Here is a 17,183-nt window from a genome sequence, read left to right as displayed (position 1 = left end):
AACCCCTCATCATTTATTTATTAAATATTCTCCAGCTCAGCGTTGCCGCTATTCGACACAGAACGCGCCTGCCACACCATCGCACCCAAATGTACTAGCAGGCCAAGCGTCGGCCCCGCATACAGGGCAAGAAGAGTGCGAGTCAGAAGAGGCAACGGCGACACCGCCACCACACAAGCAACCGCAGCCGCCAGCACCCAACCGGCCACATACGAACGGTGCATATTCAATGCAATCACCAGCGACCCTGACAGCACCAGAAGCGCCAGGAAAGCAGAAGCAAACACCAGAAGTGCAAGCACCGGAGAAGTCACCACCTGAGCGTATGCTTCAACCTCTGAAGGCTTCGGCGGATAAAGCAGACCAAACAGCCACGGCCCCAGCACGTAAGCCGCCGCAGCGCCCACAAGACCCACACCCAACAGTGCACCAGCAGGCTTCGCAAAAGCACGCAACGGATGATTCTGTTGCTTCAAGAAAGCAGACACCGCCACGCCCTGAAAAGCCTGCAAAGGAATCATAATCGGCGAGCGCGTAATCGAAATCGCCAGAATCAGAACCGCCAAAATAACCTGTTGTAGCGGGTCGTTTGAATCGATGCTAACGTTCAGCAGAAGCGGCAAGCCCATCATAAGAACCGCATTAGCAGTCGACGACCCCATCGACAGCGTGTAGTTATACAGCAGACGGCCCGAGGAAACATCCGCACGAGAGCTAAAAACTCGCCGAGCTTCTGGAAGCAGAAGCACCATCAGCAGCCACAGAAGTACCGGAGAAACCGCTGCGGCTTCAAGACCGATGAGATGTGCAGAGACCAGACCGACCGCACAGATAGCTACGATACGCCAAATAGCGTCGAACCCCGACACACTCGCGAAGAGGTACCAGCTTTCCTGGCCAGCAGACGCACCATAGAGAGTCATGTGCATGGCGTAGAGGGCCACACCGGCACTCAGGAGCAGCACACCGCTAAACCCACTCAAAGGAATCTGGGCAGGAGCCCACAGAGGGCTCGTCGCTAAGGTCAACCCGCCCACAACAAGACCCACTAGAGCACCCACGGGTGCAATACGTGCACCAGTTTTACCGTCGCGGCGTGCAGTACCCACAGCGCGGGTAGCTTCCTGCTGGATACCTACCACCACACCGTAGAGGGCAAAAAGAAGCGACCAGAAGAGAAGGAACTCCGTCAGGCTTTCGCCCTCCAGAAACCGTTTCACCACAACGGTAATTCCTAGAGAAGATAGTGCAGCTAAACCGGACGATCCCAAAATTGCCATCGAATGACCACGAGTCATTTTCTTCGGCTGGGACTCTGCCGATGATTCCACGCTATCTCCGTTCTCTACTGGTCGCACCTATAGAATTGAAGTCTTTACTTTACGACGTGCTCGGCAAGGTTCTTAACACCCTGCCACTTCTTCGCCAGAGCCGCCTTCGGTAGCAGAGTCAGCGCGTGAGCACGCGAAGAGAAGCGAATACGAGCCACGCGGGCAGCCTTCGTCCAACCCAGGGCAGTCATCTCTTCAACCATGGTGTTGTAGTAGCGGCGCTCCTCCTCAAAGCGGGTACCCTCAAGGGCCCGCCAAGACGAGTCAGAACCACCGTGACGGCGGTACATGAACGCAATCTGCGGGTCGTAGTACAGGGAGCCGCCGCGCATCGTAATGTCGAGAATCAGCGCCATGTCCTGGATAACGTTCAGGCCCTCACGGAAGCCGGTGCCCACGATAGCGTCCTTACGCCAACCCAGGGACGGGAAGTAGAACCACGCGCCGCGTAGCAGGGAGGTAGCCAGCTCCTCACCCTGCAGAACAGCCTCACCCTTGGGACGGTAGAACGCCTTAGTCTGCTCCACCAGAGTGTTCGACAGGCCGTTGTTGTCATCAATCACGACCACGCCGGGCTGGAAAATGGACGCCTCGGGGTGCTTAGCCGCTGCATCCACGAGCCACTGCACGTAGTTGGGGAGCATGACGTCGTCAGCACCCATGACGGTGACCAGTTCGTTCTCCACGAAGGTCAGGCACTTGCGGTAGTTCGCGTTCGCACCCAGGTTGGTTTCATTACGCATGTAGGTGATGCGCTCGTCCTTCAGCGACTCGAACCAGCCAGGAATCGAGTCGTCCGGGTAGCCATCATCGACAACAATCAGGCGCCAGTCCGGGTTGGTCTGACCGACCACAGACAGTACAGCCTGCTTCATCATGGCGACGTCGCCGTAGTAGGGGAACAGAATATCAACGGTCATAAGGTATTACTCCAGGTCAAAGGGGTAAAAAATACTAAAAGAAAATTATGGTTCCTACTGCTCGCCCCGTGCAGAGGATTTACGGCCTAAGCCAGATGCACCCTCCGGCTGCTCCTGAAGCGCCTTCAAAATGGCGACTTCCTCAGCCAGGATACGGGTCTTCTCCGACAGGCGCGACAGCTCCAGGGTCAGGTGAATACTGACGCCCATGAGCAAAAGAATCGACAGCAGGAACAACAGGTTCACCGGCAGGGCAACACCCACAAAGTCCGCCACACCGTTTAGCAGACTCGGGAAAGCGCCCAGCACGATAATGACCGCGCCGATAATCAGCCACAGGGCGGCGTACCGCTCCTTCATGCGCTGGTGACGCACCTGCACAATCACAAAGGCACACACCAGTACGGACAGAATGAGGAAAAAAACACTCGCGCTCATGATTACTTCTCCTCGGGGCGGCGGCTCACCGAAATGCCGTAGGCAAACAGTGAACGAACCAGATAGACAGCAGACTTCAGCGGACCGGAGGAGGGGGTACCTCCCTGACGTTCACGCATATTCACCGGCACCTGACGCACCTTCAAGCCATTGTTAATAGCCATGGCGGTGATGTCGATTGTGTCGCCCAAATATTCGGCGGGCAGGTTGCGGCAGTAGAAGTCGATGCCGCGGCGGTTAGCAATCTTAAAGCCGCTGGTCACGTCCGTGAACGGGGTGCCCGCCGAGCGGGTGAACAGGAACGATAGCAGGCCCATCGCCCACTTGCGTGGACCTGACACCTCATAGTCGGCAGCCCCCTCCGCAAAGCGGGAACCAATTACAATATCGTAGTCCTTGATTGCCTCAATCAGCGTGGGGATACTTTCGGGGTGGTGCTGACCATCCGAATCCACCTGCATGGCGTAGTCGTAACCCATGCGCTGCGCGTACTTGTAGCCGGTGCGCATGGCGGCACCCACGCCCATGTTGTAGGGCAGGTCAATCACAAAAGCACCCGCCTCACGAGCCACAGCGGAGGTGTTGTCGGTGGAGCCGTCATTGACCACCACCAGGTCCACGAAGGGCACCGTCTCCTGCAGCTCAGTAATAGTGCCGGGCAGTGCTTCTTCCTCGTTCCAGGCGGGCATAATCACCAGCGTACGAGGATACGTGTGGGGGGTAAGAGGCGATGTGGGAGAACCCATAGGGCAGCTACCCCTCCTAACGAATGTGTCTTACCGTGCGTGTGAAAGCCGGCATGCCCTAGTAGACATACCGACTTTCATCATATCAGTGGTTCCGCAGTATCTCAGATTTAGCGCCAGAATGCAGACCACTGCACGAATTTCTGCAGATGCGTGCACCCCCGTAGGAGCGCTGAGGCACCGTTTAGTTATCGCATTAGTTATCGCACGCGCTAATACGGTACAGAGTCATCGGACCCGAGGAGTACACCGGAGTCAGAACATCCGTATCGATAGCAGCCACGAGGTCGTCGTAGTTTTTCTGGGCGTCCGGGCCGAAGTTCAGCTGGTTCTCCAGGTGAACGTACCAGTGGGCCTTGTACTCGTTCACTTCGCGGCACACCTCCGGGTTTGTACGAGCGTCCTTGAGGTTGTGCATAATCGCCGAGTACTTGGGTGAGGTCTCAAACTCGAAGTGGTATCCCGTCAGGTGACGATCCGCCAGCGCGTAAATATAGGCGCTACCGTCCCAGGGGTTATTCACGATCACATCGTCCTTCGGTACGATCTTCGGGATTTCATTAATGACGTTCATCTCGTCCTGATTCAACACCACAGAGGTCGGGGTCAGGCGGTATTCACGAGAGACCGCCTGGGTCGTCTCCTGCACCGAAGGAACACGCGAAGAAAGACCAGCAACTACCAGTACCAGGATCATCGCGACACCCATGCCGATGGTCGCAACCTTCAAGCGTGCCGGGCGTGGTGCTCGGCGCGCAACCCAGGTAAGCAGACCTTCTACGAAGCCACCCAAGCCGATACCAGCTAGGATCACTGAGGGGAATACCACCAGAGCCGCCAGGCGGAAGTGGTCGGTGTACCAGGGGCCCACCATCAGCAGGCGGAACTCACCGCGCGGCACCGAGGCGGATACAATCCACAGGTAACCAATCAGCCCCCAGCTGGCAATCAGCCACAGGTTACGGCGCTTGTACAGCAGGTACCCCACACCCCACAGAACCAGGAAACCCGCCAAGTAGGAGGGATTAAACTTATCACCCAGCTGATTACCATTCTCCAGGCCCAGGAAGAGGAACTGATAGAGGGCCTCACCCTCGGTCAGAATCGGCGACCAAGTATTACTTGCAAACTCAGCGGGACGTAATACACGCCAGGCCCCTACACAACCAGCCAGGAAAGCCAGTAGCAGGATGGAACCCACCCATTTCTGTCGAGCAATCAACTCATGCGAACGCAGGACCTGCGCCACACCAGCCAGTAGCAGGGGTACAGCAAAGGCTGCGGCAGAAACCACCGCATTCGGATGCACCAGCGCCAGACCCGCAAGACCCACCAGGGAGGCTAAACCCAGCGATAGGGATGCCGAATACTCGCGGCGTACCATCACCTGTACCAGGTACACCATGAGTGCCACAAATGAAGGTAGCAGGGCATAGCCCAGCAGGTTCGGGAAAAGCACACCCCAGCGCAGTAGCAGGCCCGGGAAAGCCGCAAAACCGCAAATCATCGCCGGAATAGCTAGGGCCTGCAGGCGGCGCAGCTTCGGGATGCTCAGGCTCAGCGCCACCAGCGAGCAGGGCCACAAAATGCCGGAAGCCAGTAGCACGGTCACAATGGTGGCGGTCGCAATACTCGTACCCGTGGTGCTATAAATCAGGGACACAAAATCGTGCCAACCCGCCGGGTAAAACGTCGGCTCCTGGTTCGCAGCAGCGACTGCTCCAAGGGTCAGGCTGGAGGCATCGCCGTGCTCCTGAATCCAGCGAATCGCATTCATATGGAAGGAATTATCCAGGCTCTGCGAGAACGCCTCCGGACCATACACCATGTCCTCGGTCATATGCGTCACCAGGAACCCGCCCAGCACCGCACCCATCACGGGCCAGGTCACCGGAACATCGTTACCCGGCCAAGCCGCAGAGGTCAGGGCAGGCCAGCGGCGGCCCACCAGCCACATGAGACCAGCAGCCACAGCCACCATCACGGCAGCGACCGGCACAAAAGAAATCAGGCTCCACGGAATGCCGGTCTTACCCAGCACAATCGCAGAGACAGCCACCAGGGCAAAAGTCAGCAGCGGCGCATAAAAAACACGCAGACGCACAGGAACACGCAACGCCCAGCCCATCGCATAGCCGGGACCAAAAGCCAACACGACCGCAAAAAGTAGCAGCGGAATAGTTGCCAACCAGCTCATTAACCCTCTTCTCCCCACAGTTCACGCACCGAAAAACCCCTCAAATACGGGGCGCGGTGCGCTTTCGCGTACCAAGCAAGGATACCCTAGAGCCCTCTTCACCCCCGCAAAACCCCCAGAAGAGAGAGGGATAGCACCTCAATCATGTGTTGCAGGGCGCTGGTTGGGCTGTCTGTGTGAAGCTCCCATATGACGAAGAATATGACGTAATATTTCACGCCCTACGTCATGAAAGGTGCACCTAAGAAACATAGGGCAATAAATAAGGTGTTCAGCACCCATTAGCTTTACTCTGAAACATATCTCCCCTTAACAAAGGGTCGCCCAACGCATACACATCTGGACGACCCCTCAAACGCAGCCGCAGAAGAAAGGGTCGATCATGACCGAAACCATTGCAGCACAGGCACCCATCGCCGACACCTCCGAGCAGTTCAAGCTCGCCTTCGGCCACCAGCCCGCCGGCGTTGCCATCATCACCGCCACCGACGAAAACGGCGAACCCGCAGGCTTCACCGCCTCCTCGCTGACCTCCGTCGCCGCAGAACCGCCCATCATCGCCTTCTCCCTCAAGGCAAACAGCGGCTCCGCAGCAAAGATCGCGGCTGCTTCCTCCTTCCTCGTGCACATGCTCGACGCTGAGAATGTCACCCTCGCGAAGAACTTCGCAACCCACGACTACCCCCGCTTTGAGGACCCCAGCACCTGGGAATTCGTCCACACCGGTGAGCCCCTCGTCCACGGCGTGCGCCGCGTACTGCGCGCAACCCCGCTCAGCCGCGTTGAGGCAGGCCCCGCACTCGTCTTCACCGCGCAGGTTGAAGAGTTCATCCGCAACGACTGCGAAGGCACCCCGCTGGTCTACCACTCGCGCAACTTCCACGCGCTGGGCGACCACTCCAACGTGAACAACTACAGCATCTAACCCCGCGCAGGGGTCACGGGGCGGTATTCGACGACCATGAGGCGACGAATGCCGCCCCGCGGCGTACCCTGAACATAACAGCGCACGCGGCACATGACAGCGCACAGCATTACATTGCAGAAGGAATAGTTATGACGGCTCAGACCACCCAGCCCGCTTCCCTCCCCTGGCTCGAAAAGCTCATCGCGATTCCCACCATCTCCGGCAGCTCCAACCTGGAACTCATTGAGCTCATCGAAGCCGAGTTCGCCCGCTACGGTTACAGCGGCGTGCGCACCTACAACGAGGACGGCACCCGCGCCAACCTGCTGGTCACCGTCCCCGCAGCGGACGGCACCACCCGCGGCGGTGTTATTCTCTCCGGCCACACGGACGTCGTGCCCGTCGCCGGTCAGGACTGGGACGCCGACCCGTTCACCCTGCGCGTGGAGGGTACCCGCGCCTACGGCCGCGGTGTCTGCGATATGAAGGGCTTCCTCGCAGTCGCCCTCTGGCTGCTGCCGCGCGTTGCCGAGGCGAAGCTGCGCACTCCCCTGCACTTCGCGTTCTCCTACGACGAGGAAATCGGCTGCGTCGGTGCACCCTCCCTCATCGAGGAGTTCGTGGCGCGCGACCTCGCCCCCGACTACGCGATTGTGGGTGAGCCCTCCAGCATGCGCATCATCGACGCGCACAAGGGCGCGCACCGCGGCCGCGTCACCTTCACCGGCGTGCCCAAGCACGGTTCCCTCGCCACCCACGGCGTGAACGCGGTTGCTGCCGCTGGCGAGTTCATCACCTTCTTCACCGATATGGCGGACCAGTGGGAAGAAGAAGGTCCCTACGACGAGTCGTTCATCATCCCCCACTCCACCGGTAGCGTGAACCTGGCAAACGGCGGCCTGCAGTACAACATCGTCGCCGAGCAGGCGGTCGTGGAGTACGATGTGCGCACCCTGCCGCAGGTGACTACCGAGTCCTTCGTGGAGCGCATTGACCGCGAGATTTCCGAGGTGATTCTGCCCGATCTGCAGGCACGCGCCGCACGCGCGGAGAAGCTGACCGGCGCGGAGCCCGGTAGCCTCACCTCCCGCGTGGGTGTGAAGCACGAACTGCTCGCAGCCGTGCCGGGCCTGGGTACCGAGGACGACGCACCCATCGTGCACCTCGCCCACGAGTGGCTGGGCACCAATGACGCACCGCAGAAGGTCACTTACGGCACCGAAGCGGGCCAGTTCCAGCGCGCCGGCGTGCAGAGCATCATTTGCGGCCCCGGCGATATTGCCCAGGCGCACTCCCCGAACGAGTGGATTGAGCTGGAGCAGCTGAGCGAATGCGAGCGCTTCTTCGAGGCGATTCTCGACTGGGCGAGCGCCAAGTAGTAGCCGTGTAGCGGCGTAACAGCCAGTCCACCGCGGTTCGCAAGAGCCGCAGTTAGAGCCGCATAAAAATTACAGAAACTGCCCGGGTACCCCGTGAGGTGCCCGGGCATTTTTATGCTGATGGCAAGTGGTGTGGGCGGGTGCTGATGGCGGGGGTGAGTGTTGGTTTGATCGCGGGTTTATTCGTGAGTTTCTCCATGGGTTCAACCGCGAGTTTATGGAATGAGTCCAAGGTGTGGACTATGACCGATTTTCCCCTCATTCGCCACATTTATTTTTAAACGAAAAACCCGAAAAACCGCTTATGTCTAAGGGTGAAATAACACAAAAGTATTGCCCTTCTAGGGCATTCAGGGTTCCATAGATGCCAAAGGTTTAAACACGCCACTCGGGCGGCATAACCCCACACAAAACCACACCTCCCTCACGCTCGGCACTGCGCACCCGACCGAATCCCGGTTTACCACCCGCAGTTCACTACCTGAAGGACACCCCGTGTACACCATCAGCCCCTACCTCGCCGAATTCCTCGGCACGCTCATCATGTGCACCATCGGCTGCGGCGTCATCGCCAACGTCGAACTTCGCCGATCCAAAGGCCACGGCGACAACTTCTTCACCATCGCCTTCGGCTGGGGTTTCGCCGTCACCTTCGGCGTCTATGCCTCCCACGCCTACTCCGGCGGCCACCTCAACCCCGCCGTGTCCATCGGCCTGGCAGCCTTCGGTGAATTCTCCTGGGACAAGGTCCCCGGCTACATCATCGCCCAGGTCCTCGGCGCAATGGTCGGCGCCGGACTGGTCTACCTCAACTACCTGCCGCACTGGAAAGCAACCGCCGACAAGAAGATTAAGCTCGGCGTTTTCGGCACCGTCCCCGCTATTCACAACTACTTCACCAACGCCCTCTCCGAAATGATTGGCACGTTCATGCTGGTCTTCTCGGCACTGTACACCGGCGTGAACTTCAAGCCGTCCATCAGCGGCGGTGTGGAACTCTCTCTCAACCTCAACGACGTGCTCAAGCCCCTCGCCTTCGGCTTCATGGTCACCGTGCTCGTCATCGGTCTGGGCGGTCAGACCGGCTACGCACTGAACCCCGCCCGTGACTTCGGTCCGCGCCTCATGCACGCCCTGTTGCCCATCCACGATAAGGGCACCTCACGCTGGTTCTACGCATGGGTTCCGATCTGCGGCCCGATTGCCGGCGGTTTCATGGGTGGCGCATTCTTCAAGCTCTACTACGAGGGTCAGGTCAGCCCGTGGCTGTTCGTCTCCAGCGCTCTGGCGATTGCGGTCCTGCTCTTCGCGTGGTGGGCCAACAGCCACCTGTACCGCGCACCCAGCGCCGAGGTCATCCCCGAGTTTGAGGACACCCACGCTACCGCGGCGGCACGCGCGGCAACCTACACTCCGACCGGTTCCATGCCGATTCTGCTCCCCGAAGAGGTGAAGGGCAACCGTAGCACCCGCGTCGTGAACCGGCTGACCGAGGACGAGTAGTCTTCCCGCCCGAGAACTTCCCTGTCTAGGGTTTCATCGAGCCGGGTTTATCTGAATAGATTTATCCGGCGAGGTTTCATCTAAAAACAGCGAACCCCTCATTTTCATAACCTGCACAACATGAGTCAGGTTATGAAAATGAGGGGTTCACTGCGTCTACCTCACGGCAGGGACATGGGGACTTTCAGAAGCTCCTATGCAGCGGCGGTAGCCATTGCCAGCGCCCGGTCATGCTTAGCCGCGCGGCGCTTCTGAATCGCGCGTACCACCCAGATGCAGACCGCACCCAGGACCGCGCCAGCAGTATTATTCACAATGTCATCCACATCAAAGGTGCGGTAGGTGAAGCCCGCCAGACCCCAGTTGCCGGTCAGCTGGCTCAACTCAATGAAGCTCGACAGCGCGAAGCCACTCAGCGCCGTGGCGCGCAGACCCCAGCGCAGGCAGCCCGCAGTAAAGAAGCCCAAGGGGATGAACATGGCGACATTGAAGAAAAGCTGCGCATACACGGTCGTTGCGAAGCGGCGCAGACCCATACCGGCAGTCAAATCCCATGCCTGCTGCCAGCTCCAGCCCACGTAGAAACGCGGGTAGTACAGCTCGGGGTTCGTGACGCTATTGGAAGAGCCAATCGGGGTCAGCGTCAGAGAAAGAATAGAAGCAAGGAACAGTGCAAAGGACGCGGTTAACAAGTACTGGTGGATGCTGTGCGCTCGACCGGTCTTCTTGGCGCGCAGGCGCATACCAATAAATCCGATGATGGAGAGCGCGACAGTAAGCGCCGCAATCTCGATGGCGAAGGTGCCAATCATGTGTTTACTGAGCAGTTCCTGCATGCCGTGTGTTCCTTAGGTCGTGAGAGTGAGTTATATGAACCCCACCTGTATATATGCCTGTTCTAACATATATTCTTGGTGGTATATAGCGGATTACCGTTCATACCCGCCGCATATCGTTCACCACCAGTGTAAAAGACCGCTCTATGGCTCACCCTAGGCGAAACTGTGAAAAAGCTGTACACGTACCCAAACATGGCATGAGAACCACCACAGCCGGCGCCGTCAGTACAGAACATCCGGCGGGAACACCGGCGCAATATACCGACCAAACAGCAACACAAACAAGAGCGCACCCGCCAGAGCTGCCACCATCGCGCCCACAACCTGCACCAGCCACAGCATCAGGAACTTCACCATCTTGCCCTCAGAGCGGGCGGTCAGCGCCTCCACCATGGCGGTCGAAAACGTCGTAAACCCACCCAGCAGACCGGTCGTAATCACCGTGCACCAGAACGCCACCTGATCCGTGGCGTTATAGTGAACGCCCAGCGCGCGAGGATTAGACACCGGCATAATCAGCAGGCCGTACAGGAACGAGCCCACCAGGTTAATCACGAACACCGGGCTAATAATCGACGACTCCGTACGCAGGCGAGGCGACATCGCCTTATCCAAGAAGAAGCGATTCATCGCACCCAAACCGCCGCACAGGAAAACCATCAGAGCAAAAAACATTAGCGGCCCTCCTCAACATCACGAGCGGGCACCAGGCGGGACGCCACAAAACGACCCGTCAGCATGCCAGCCGCGGCGGCAACCAAACCACCCACCAACAGCACTGCCACAGCCAGCATCATGTACGTGTAGTTGATGGTGTACGGCAGAAAAATCGTCTGTGCCAAAACCGCCGCAATCGACGAATACGTCGTATAGCCGCCCATCATGCCAGCACCAAAAAGCAGACGGAACGAATGAATCCGCTCCTCACCGTCACGGCGCGCGTAGGCGTTCCACACCATCGTCAGCAGGCCCAGCGTGAACGAACCCAGCAGGTTCGCCACCAGCACGCCGCCGGGAGTGTACACGCGGCACAGCGCCCCCGTACCGCCTCCCAAAAAGACAAGAAAAGGGGCAGGCACACGGCTCAGAACGCCTCCTATCCACTGTCGGATACTCGCGCGGTTCCTCATCGCCGTGCACCTGCCCTTTCATCTCGTATTAGTCTTCAGAGTGCGCCGTGGCGCACAAACGCACACTAATACTTTACTCTGACCCGAGCTTGCCACCCGAGTCGGCGGCAGCAGACTCACGCTCGTGCTGAATATTCTCGCTCATCTTCTCGCTCAGAGCGGCGCCCTCAACATCCATATTCGGAGTGAGGCGATCCAGCCACTTAGGCATCCACCACGCCTTATCGCCCAGCAGAGCCATAATCGCCGGGGTCAGCGTCATGCGCACAATGAACGCATCCACGAGCACACCGAACGCCAAACCAAAGCCCATCGGGCGGATCATCGTCGAATCAGCAAAGATGAAGCCGCCAAACACCGAAATCATGATGATCGCGGCAGCCACCACCACACGCACCGCATGGTTGTAGCCGCTCACAATGGCGGTCGCCGCATCCTTGCCGTGCACGTACGCTTCACGCATGCCGGTCACCAAGAACATCTGGTAATCCATCGCAAGACCGAAAAGAATACCGATGAGCAGGGTCGGCAAGAAGGACAACACCGGACCCGGATGGTCCACGCCAAAGAGGGAACTCATGAAGCCCAACTGGTAAATCGACACCACGGCACCGAAGCTCGCCAGCACCGAGAAGAGGAAGCCCACTGAGGCAACCAGCGGAACCATAATCGAACGAAACACCAGGATCAGCACCAGGAAGGACAGGCCCATCACCACGCCCAGGTACAGGGGCAGCTTCTGCGCGAGCACCTCGGAGACGTCAATATTGCCGCTGGTCTGACCCGCAATACCGAGAGACACCTCAGAGCCCTGAACCGGAACGGTCACGGCGCGCAGCTCGTGGACGAGCTCTTCAGTCTCCACGGAGCTTGCACTGTGGGCAGGAATCACCTGGAAAATCATCAGGGTACGGTCATCAGTCATACCGCCGGGAACCACAGCCTGCACGTTCGCGCCGCCGCGTTCCTTGACCGCAGAGGCGATATCAATCTGCGCCTGCTGAGCCTGCTCCTCGCTCATATTCGCGGGGGTGTGCGCGACCGCAACCAGCGGGGCACTCATACCCTCACCGAACTTGTCCTTGACCAGCGCATACGACTTGTACGCGGCGCTATCGGAGGGGTAGTTCGAGGCGTCCGGCAGACCCAGGCGCATCTGAGACATGGGGGCGGCAACCGCCAGCAGCGCCAGCGTACCCACCACCAGGGTCAGTAGCGGACGCGCCAGCACGAGGCGCAACCAACCGTTCGGCTTCTCGGTGCGTTCGGCATCCTGCACGCGGCGTTCCGCAATCTTCTGCGGGGTATCGATGGAAGCCCACAGCTTCTTAGACATAATCTTGGTACCCGCCAGGGACAGCACCGCCGGGGTGAGAGTCACCGCAATCAGGGCGGCAACAACCACGCAGAAAGCGGCGGCATTACCCATCACGCCCAGGAAGGGAATACCGGTCACGTTCAGCGCCACGAGCGCAATAATCACGGTGCTCGCCGCAAAAATCACGGCGTTACCGCTCGTGCCGTTCGCCAGGGCAATCGCCTGGACCTTCGGCATGCCGTCCAGCAGGTTCGTTCGGTAGCGGTTCAGAATGAACAGCGAATAGTCGATACCGACTGCCAGGCCGAGCATCAGGCCCAGGGTGTAGGCGGTGGAGCTCATCTCCACGACGGACGAGAGGGAGAGCGTGCCGAGCACACCCACCACCACGCCCACCAAAGACATGAGAATCGGCAGGCCGGCAGCCACGAGGGTGCCGAGCATAACCATCAGCACGATGAAGGCGATGGCCATACCCGCAACCTCACCGGTGTGCGAGCCACCACCAATCGCGGATTCACTCAGGTTCGCGTCGAACTGTACGGTCGCCCCGTGCAAGTTCGCCGACTCAATGTCGGACATGACCTTCTGCAATTCGGCGGACGGCACCTCGTAAATCTTCTTCTTAAACGAGACAGTCGCAATCGCCGTGGACTGATCCTCAGAGACCATACGGTAGCCGGAGGTGAAGTCGTAGAGCTTCTGCTGACGCTCCAGCTGCTCACGCTGTGCCGGCAGGTCGTTTTCGGTCTTCTGCAGCTGGTTGCGCTGCTCGTCCAGCTTCTTCTTGCCCTCAGCCAGCTCGTCCTTCTTGGAGGCGATTTCTGCGCGACCCGCGTCAACCTGCTTCTGACTCTCGGCGAGAGTGTCGCGCTGCTGATTGAGCGCGTTCTGCTGCTCGGTCAGCTGCGCCTGCTGGGTGTTGAGCTGCTCCATCATGGCGGCGGGTGAGCCTGCCGCCTCCGCCTGGGCGTAGCCGTCCTTCAGCTGTGCCTGCGCATCGTCCAACTGCTTCTGCGCGTCGTCCAGCTGCTTTCGACCTGCGGTAATCTGCTCCTGCGAGTCGTCGAGCTTCTTCTCGTTGTCGGCAATCTGCTTCATGCCGCCCTCAAGCTGCGAGGTGGCGGCATTCAGCTGCTTTTTGCCGTCCTCGATCTGGGAGGGGGCGGCGTCAATCTTGGCGTGCGCCTCGTCGAGCTGGGTTTTCGCTTCTGCAAGCTTGGAGGTGGTGGTGAACGGGTCGGTGACCGCATCCACGGAGGGCACCTCGCTGGGCAGTGCGCTCAGTGCGGCGGAGAATGCCTGCTTCTGCTCTTCGGTGAGGGCGGTGCCGTCACCGGTCGTGAGAATAATCTGGCCGGAGCCGCGGTTGGCACTGGGGAAGCGTTGGGCGAGCTCGTCGGAGAGCTGCTGGGTCTGCGTTCCGGGCATGGTGAAGGTGTTGCTGAGCTTGCCGTGGAACGCGGTGTAGGCACCCGCTACACCGGCGACGATGAGTACCCAGGTGAGGATGACAGCCCATGCGCGGCGGGCGGCAGCTTCACCGATGCGGTAGAGCCATGTAGCCATGATTCAGTCCTTTGAAGTTAAGTGAGTGAAGAGTTTGGGTGTTGGGTGCGCGTGGTGTTTGCCCTGCCGTTTTACCCAATAGTTTTGCCCTACACTACGAACGCTACTGCCTGTTTTTGGGCAAAAAACACCCCGCCCCGGGCACCTGCAGATGAGGTGCCCGAAGCGAGAGTGTTTGAGCGTTAACGCTATGGGGCTTAGCTTGCGAATTCGCCCTGGACCAGACGACCCAGGTAGTCGAGTGCTTCGAGTACGCACTGGCGCATTGCTTCAATGGCGAGTGCTTCGGGGTGGGTGCCTTCAGGGGCTTCCGCTGCGACCTTGGCGGTCATTTCTTCAGCGCGGGTGAGGTAGTAGTAGACGCCTTCACCGATGGTTTCGGAGAGGTTGGAGGCGAAGACTGCCACGCGCAGGTAGGGCAGGTCGGGGTACGCCTCGAGGTACTGCTCAAGGAAGATGTCGTAGGTGCGCTCGAGGATGACGTGCGAATATTCTTCGAACTTCGCGGGGCTGTCCATTTCGAGGGCGTAGAGCAGGTGTGCGAAGGGTGCGATGTACTCTTCGAGGGTGTTGCTCATGAAGACCTTGCGGGCGATGGAAAGCATTTCGGCTTCCATGCTTGCGTTTTCACCGGAGATGGTGAAGTCACATTCTTCGAAGATGCGGTTGAAGTACTGGTTCATGCGGGTGACCAGTACGTCGTCTACGGAGGCGAAGTGGTTGAAGATGGTGCGGCGGGAGACGCCTGCGCGTTCTGCGAGTGCTTCTGCGTTGAGGGCGCCGTAGCCGCCCTCGAGGATGAGGGATTCTGCTGCCTCAACGATTGCGATGCGGTTCTCTGCCTTGCGGGCGGAACGCTTGTCCGTGATGTTTGCGGGGGATTCAACAAGATTAGCCATGCTTTTTACAATACGCGCAATGTTTCACCGGGAGTAACTATTTGGGGGGTTAGATTCACCACATATTTGCACTCAGGGTAATAAACTTGAAGTGCAGATTTAATGTTTACTCAACAAGCAATTTAGCGTTTTAGCACGTCAGGGCGCTATAACACCCCCAAAACGCACACCAAAGGGACGGGGAGTGCACAACACACCCCACTCCCTCGAGCACTCACCCGACTACCCGCTCAGCGAGCCGCTCAGCAAGCCACCGAGCAGGCGCATTAGGCGCGCGCCGCCTCCAAAGGCAGACGCACCGTAAAGACCGTATGCCCCGGCTGGCTCTGCACCTGAATCGAACCTCCGTGCGCCTGCACAATCGCCTGCACAATCGCCAGTCCCAGGCCGGTGGTTCCATCCGAACCGGAACGTGCCTTATCCGCGCGGGTGAAGCGGTCAAAAATCTTCGGCAAGAACTCGGGTGCAATACCCGGACCGTTATCGGTCACGGTCACCACGGCTTCACGGCGTGCAGCATCCACGGCCAGACCCGCAGTCACGCGCGTACCTTCATCGGTGTGCTTGCGGGCATTCGAGAGCAGGTTCAAGATGACACGCTGAATCTGGGAGCGGTCGGCAACAACCTCAACCGGCTCGTCGGGCAGGTTCAGGTGCCATTCGTGGGTGCGCGCGGCAGCCTGCATGTCGGAGGTACATTCAAGCACCAGTTCGGTCAGATCGACGAGCTCAAATTTGGGTTCACGGCCTTCATCCAGGCGAGCGAGGGTCAGCAGATCCTCCACGAGGCGGGACATACGTTCGGTCTGCGAATCGATACGCGCCAGGGAGGACTGGCCGGATTCACTGAGCGGCTCGGTCCAGCGGAGCATGTCGGAGTACCCCTTAATGGCGGCAAGGGGCGTGCGTAGCTCGTGGGAGGCGTCCGCAATAAAGGCGCGAATCTGATGTTCGGTGCGTTCGCGCACCTCGAGGGCTGAGTTCACGTTATCGAGCAGCTGATTGAGGGCGTATCCTACGGCACCCACTTCGGTGCGCGGGTCGGAATCTCGCGGCTCCACTCGCACCGCCGAGGAGATGGTGTGCTCTTCCAGATCCAGGTGCGCCACATCGGTTGCCACCGCGGAGACTCGCTCCAGGGGCTTCATGGTGCCGCGAATAATGTAGGAGCCCGCCACGCCGGCACCAACCATCACGGCGATGGAACCGAGGGCTACCACAATCACGAAGATGGTGAGGGTCTGCTGTACGTTGGCGAGCGGAATACCAACCACCTGGGCATCGGCGCTGCTATTAGCCTTCGGGGTGATTTTGATGAGGTACAGGCCGGATTCCAGCTTGACCTCTTGGACTTCTTCCCTAGTGGCATTCAGTGCCATGGTTCCGAGGGTTACCTGGTCGTTGGCGGAAAGGGTTTGTACGGTGCCCTCCTTGGTGAGCTTGCTGGCGATTTCTACGGCACCTTCGGATTCCACGCAGGTGATGATAGTTCCGGACGCCTGACCGGGCGCAAAGAGGGAGCTGCTCTTCTGCAGGTCGCTGCAGTCCACTTCTTCTCGCTTGCCGTCTCGGGAGGTCGGCTGCACTACGCGGTGGCTGGTTTCTTTGAGGTCGCTTTGTGCCTGCTGGTAGAGGGAGTTCTGCAGGGTCACGTAGGTGGACAGGCCAATGATGAGGCATGCAATGCCGAGGGCTGTCACGAGGATGGCGATAAGGCGCGAACGCAGGTGGGGTACGTACCCGAGTTCTTCGGGGGATGCCTCGGGATTCCTCATGCTCTTCCAGGCGGCGCGTAGGCGCACGAAGAAGTTCCCCGGCGAGCGCGTGGCGCCGTCTCGTGCGGGGGTACCCGCGCGCAGGGGGCGGGTCGCCTCATTATCCGGGGAGGCGGTTTCACCGGGTGAGTAGGAGCCCACGAACATCCTTTCTTTCTATATTCGAAATACAGAATATAACTGATATGGCGCGGTATAACCGGGTGTTATACCGCGCCATATGAAGAGCAGA

At 59.2% G+C, this 17,183-nt stretch carries 14 protein-coding genes; 3 read left to right on the top strand and 11 right to left on the bottom strand.

The genetic code is table 11. The features are described from left to right. Positions 1-20: 20 nt before the first annotated feature. The 5 genes from HMPREF2749_RS04465 to HMPREF2749_RS04445 all read right to left on the bottom strand — a co-directional run bounded on the left by HMPREF2749_RS04465 (position 21) and on the right by HMPREF2749_RS04445 (position 5,632). Complete coding sequence (locus HMPREF2749_RS04465) at positions 21-1,223, bottom strand: hypothetical protein (protein ID WP_246823501.1); 1,203 nt, start codon at positions 1,221-1,223, stop codon at positions 21-23. A 152-nt stretch (positions 1,224-1,375) separates the two neighbouring features. Beyond that, entirely contained in the window at positions 1,376-2,251 is an 876-nt protein-coding gene (locus HMPREF2749_RS04460; protein ID WP_070593531.1) for a glycosyltransferase family 2 protein, read from the bottom strand. Positions 2,252-2,305: 54 nt separating this feature from the next. Continuing rightward, positions 2,306-2,689, bottom strand: coding sequence for a DUF2304 domain-containing protein (locus HMPREF2749_RS04455; protein ID WP_049345954.1), 384 nt, complete (start codon positions 2,687-2,689; stop codon positions 2,306-2,308). Positions 2,690-2,691: 2 nt separating this feature from the next. Further along, positions 2,692-3,435, bottom strand: a complete 744-nt coding sequence (locus HMPREF2749_RS04450; protein WP_049345957.1) for a glycosyltransferase family 2 protein — start codon at positions 3,433-3,435, stop codon at positions 2,692-2,694. A 196-nt stretch (positions 3,436-3,631) separates the two neighbouring features. Next, positions 3,632-5,632: a DUF6541 family protein gene (locus HMPREF2749_RS04445; RefSeq protein ID WP_070593530.1), complete on the bottom strand. Its 2,001-nt coding sequence runs from the start codon at positions 5,630-5,632 to the stop codon at positions 3,632-3,634. A gap of 382 nt (positions 5,633-6,014) precedes the next feature. Between HMPREF2749_RS04445 and HMPREF2749_RS04440 the strand changes: the two genes are divergently transcribed. The 3 genes from HMPREF2749_RS04440 to HMPREF2749_RS04430 all read left to right on the top strand — a co-directional run bounded on the left by HMPREF2749_RS04440 (position 6,015) and on the right by HMPREF2749_RS04430 (position 9,421). Beyond that, positions 6,015-6,557: a flavin reductase family protein gene (locus HMPREF2749_RS04440; RefSeq protein ID WP_049340082.1), complete on the top strand. Its 543-nt coding sequence runs from the start codon at positions 6,015-6,017 to the stop codon at positions 6,555-6,557. Between the two features lie 131 nt (positions 6,558-6,688). Beyond that, positions 6,689-7,918: an acetylornithine deacetylase gene (argE, locus tag HMPREF2749_RS04435; RefSeq protein WP_070593529.1), complete on the top strand. Its 1,230-nt coding sequence runs from the start codon at positions 6,689-6,691 to the stop codon at positions 7,916-7,918. A gap of 495 nt (positions 7,919-8,413) precedes the next feature. Then, a complete protein-coding gene (locus tag HMPREF2749_RS04430; RefSeq protein ID WP_070593528.1) occupies positions 8,414-9,421 on the top strand; it encodes an MIP/aquaporin family protein in 1,008 nt (335 codons plus the stop codon). A gap of 194 nt (positions 9,422-9,615) precedes the next feature. Here the strand turns inward: HMPREF2749_RS04430 and HMPREF2749_RS04425 are convergent, their stop codons facing one another. From HMPREF2749_RS04425 to HMPREF2749_RS04400, 6 genes are all read right to left on the bottom strand, one after another. After that, a complete protein-coding gene (locus HMPREF2749_RS04425; RefSeq protein ID WP_070593527.1) occupies positions 9,616-10,257 on the bottom strand; it encodes a VanZ family protein in 642 nt (213 codons plus the stop codon). 225 nt (positions 10,258-10,482) lie between these two features. Continuing rightward, the gene (locus HMPREF2749_RS04420) at positions 10,483-10,935 is read right to left on the bottom strand and encodes a fluoride efflux transporter FluC (RefSeq protein WP_070593526.1); all 453 of its coding nucleotides are present in this window, start codon (positions 10,933-10,935) and stop codon (positions 10,483-10,485) included. Continuing rightward, the gene (locus HMPREF2749_RS04415) at positions 10,935-11,339 is read right to left on the bottom strand and encodes a fluoride efflux transporter FluC (protein ID WP_231840273.1); all 405 of its coding nucleotides are present in this window, start codon (positions 11,337-11,339) and stop codon (positions 10,935-10,937) included. Before HMPREF2749_RS04415 ends, HMPREF2749_RS04420 begins: the two co-directional genes overlap by 1 nt. A gap of 124 nt (positions 11,340-11,463) precedes the next feature. After that, complete coding sequence (locus HMPREF2749_RS04410; RefSeq protein ID WP_070593525.1) at positions 11,464-14,277, bottom strand: MMPL family transporter; 2,814 nt, start codon at positions 14,275-14,277, stop codon at positions 11,464-11,466. 197 nt (positions 14,278-14,474) lie between these two features. Further along, positions 14,475-15,176 carry a TetR/AcrR family transcriptional regulator gene (locus HMPREF2749_RS04405; RefSeq protein ID WP_070593524.1) on the bottom strand — a complete coding sequence of 234 codons (702 nt, stop codon included), beginning with the start codon at positions 15,174-15,176 and terminating at the stop codon, positions 14,475-14,477. A gap of 266 nt (positions 15,177-15,442) precedes the next feature. Then, complete coding sequence (locus HMPREF2749_RS04400) at positions 15,443-17,098, bottom strand: sensor histidine kinase (protein ID WP_246823500.1); 1,656 nt, start codon at positions 17,096-17,098, stop codon at positions 15,443-15,445. Between the last annotated feature and the right edge of the window lie 85 nt (positions 17,099-17,183).

The organism is Rothia sp. HMSC075F09, assembly GCF_001810515.1.
In the GTDB taxonomy this organism is placed as follows: Bacteria; Actinomycetota; Actinomycetes; order Actinomycetales; family Micrococcaceae; genus Rothia.
Note: the sequence above shows the minus strand (reverse complement) of the source record. Positions and strands in the feature narration are given on the sequence as shown.

Coding starts and splice junctions, on each gene's coding strand:
- HMPREF2749_RS04460 (WP_070593531.1), bottom strand. CDS start 2,251: ATGACCGTTGATATTCTGTTCCCCTACTACGGCGACGTCGCCATGATG.
- HMPREF2749_RS04455 (WP_049345954.1), bottom strand. CDS start 2,689: ATGAGCGCGAGTGTTTTTTTCCTCATTCTGTCCGTACTGGTGTGTGCC.
- HMPREF2749_RS04450 (WP_049345957.1), bottom strand. CDS start 3,435: ATGGGTTCTCCCACATCGCCTCTTACCCCCCACACGTATCCTCGTACG.
- HMPREF2749_RS04445 (WP_070593530.1), bottom strand. CDS start 5,632: ATGAGCTGGTTGGCAACTATTCCGCTGCTACTTTTTGCGGTCGTGTTG.
- HMPREF2749_RS04440 (WP_049340082.1), top strand. CDS start 6,015: ATGACCGAAACCATTGCAGCACAGGCACCCATCGCCGACACCTCCGAG.
- argE (WP_070593529.1), top strand. CDS start 6,689: ATGACGGCTCAGACCACCCAGCCCGCTTCCCTCCCCTGGCTCGAAAAG.
- HMPREF2749_RS04425 (WP_070593527.1), bottom strand. CDS start 10,257: ATGCAGGAACTGCTCAGTAAACACATGATTGGCACCTTCGCCATCGAG.
- HMPREF2749_RS04420 (WP_070593526.1), bottom strand. CDS start 10,935: ATGTTTTTTGCTCTGATGGTTTTCCTGTGCGGCGGTTTGGGTGCGATG.
- HMPREF2749_RS04410 (WP_070593525.1), bottom strand. CDS start 14,277: ATGGCTACATGGCTCTACCGCATCGGTGAAGCTGCCGCCCGCCGCGCA.
- HMPREF2749_RS04405 (WP_070593524.1), bottom strand. CDS start 15,176: ATGGCTAATCTTGTTGAATCCCCCGCAAACATCACGGACAAGCGTTCC.
- HMPREF2749_RS04400 (WP_246823500.1), bottom strand. CDS start 17,098: ATGTTCGTGGGCTCCTACTCACCCGGTGAAACCGCCTCCCCGGATAAT.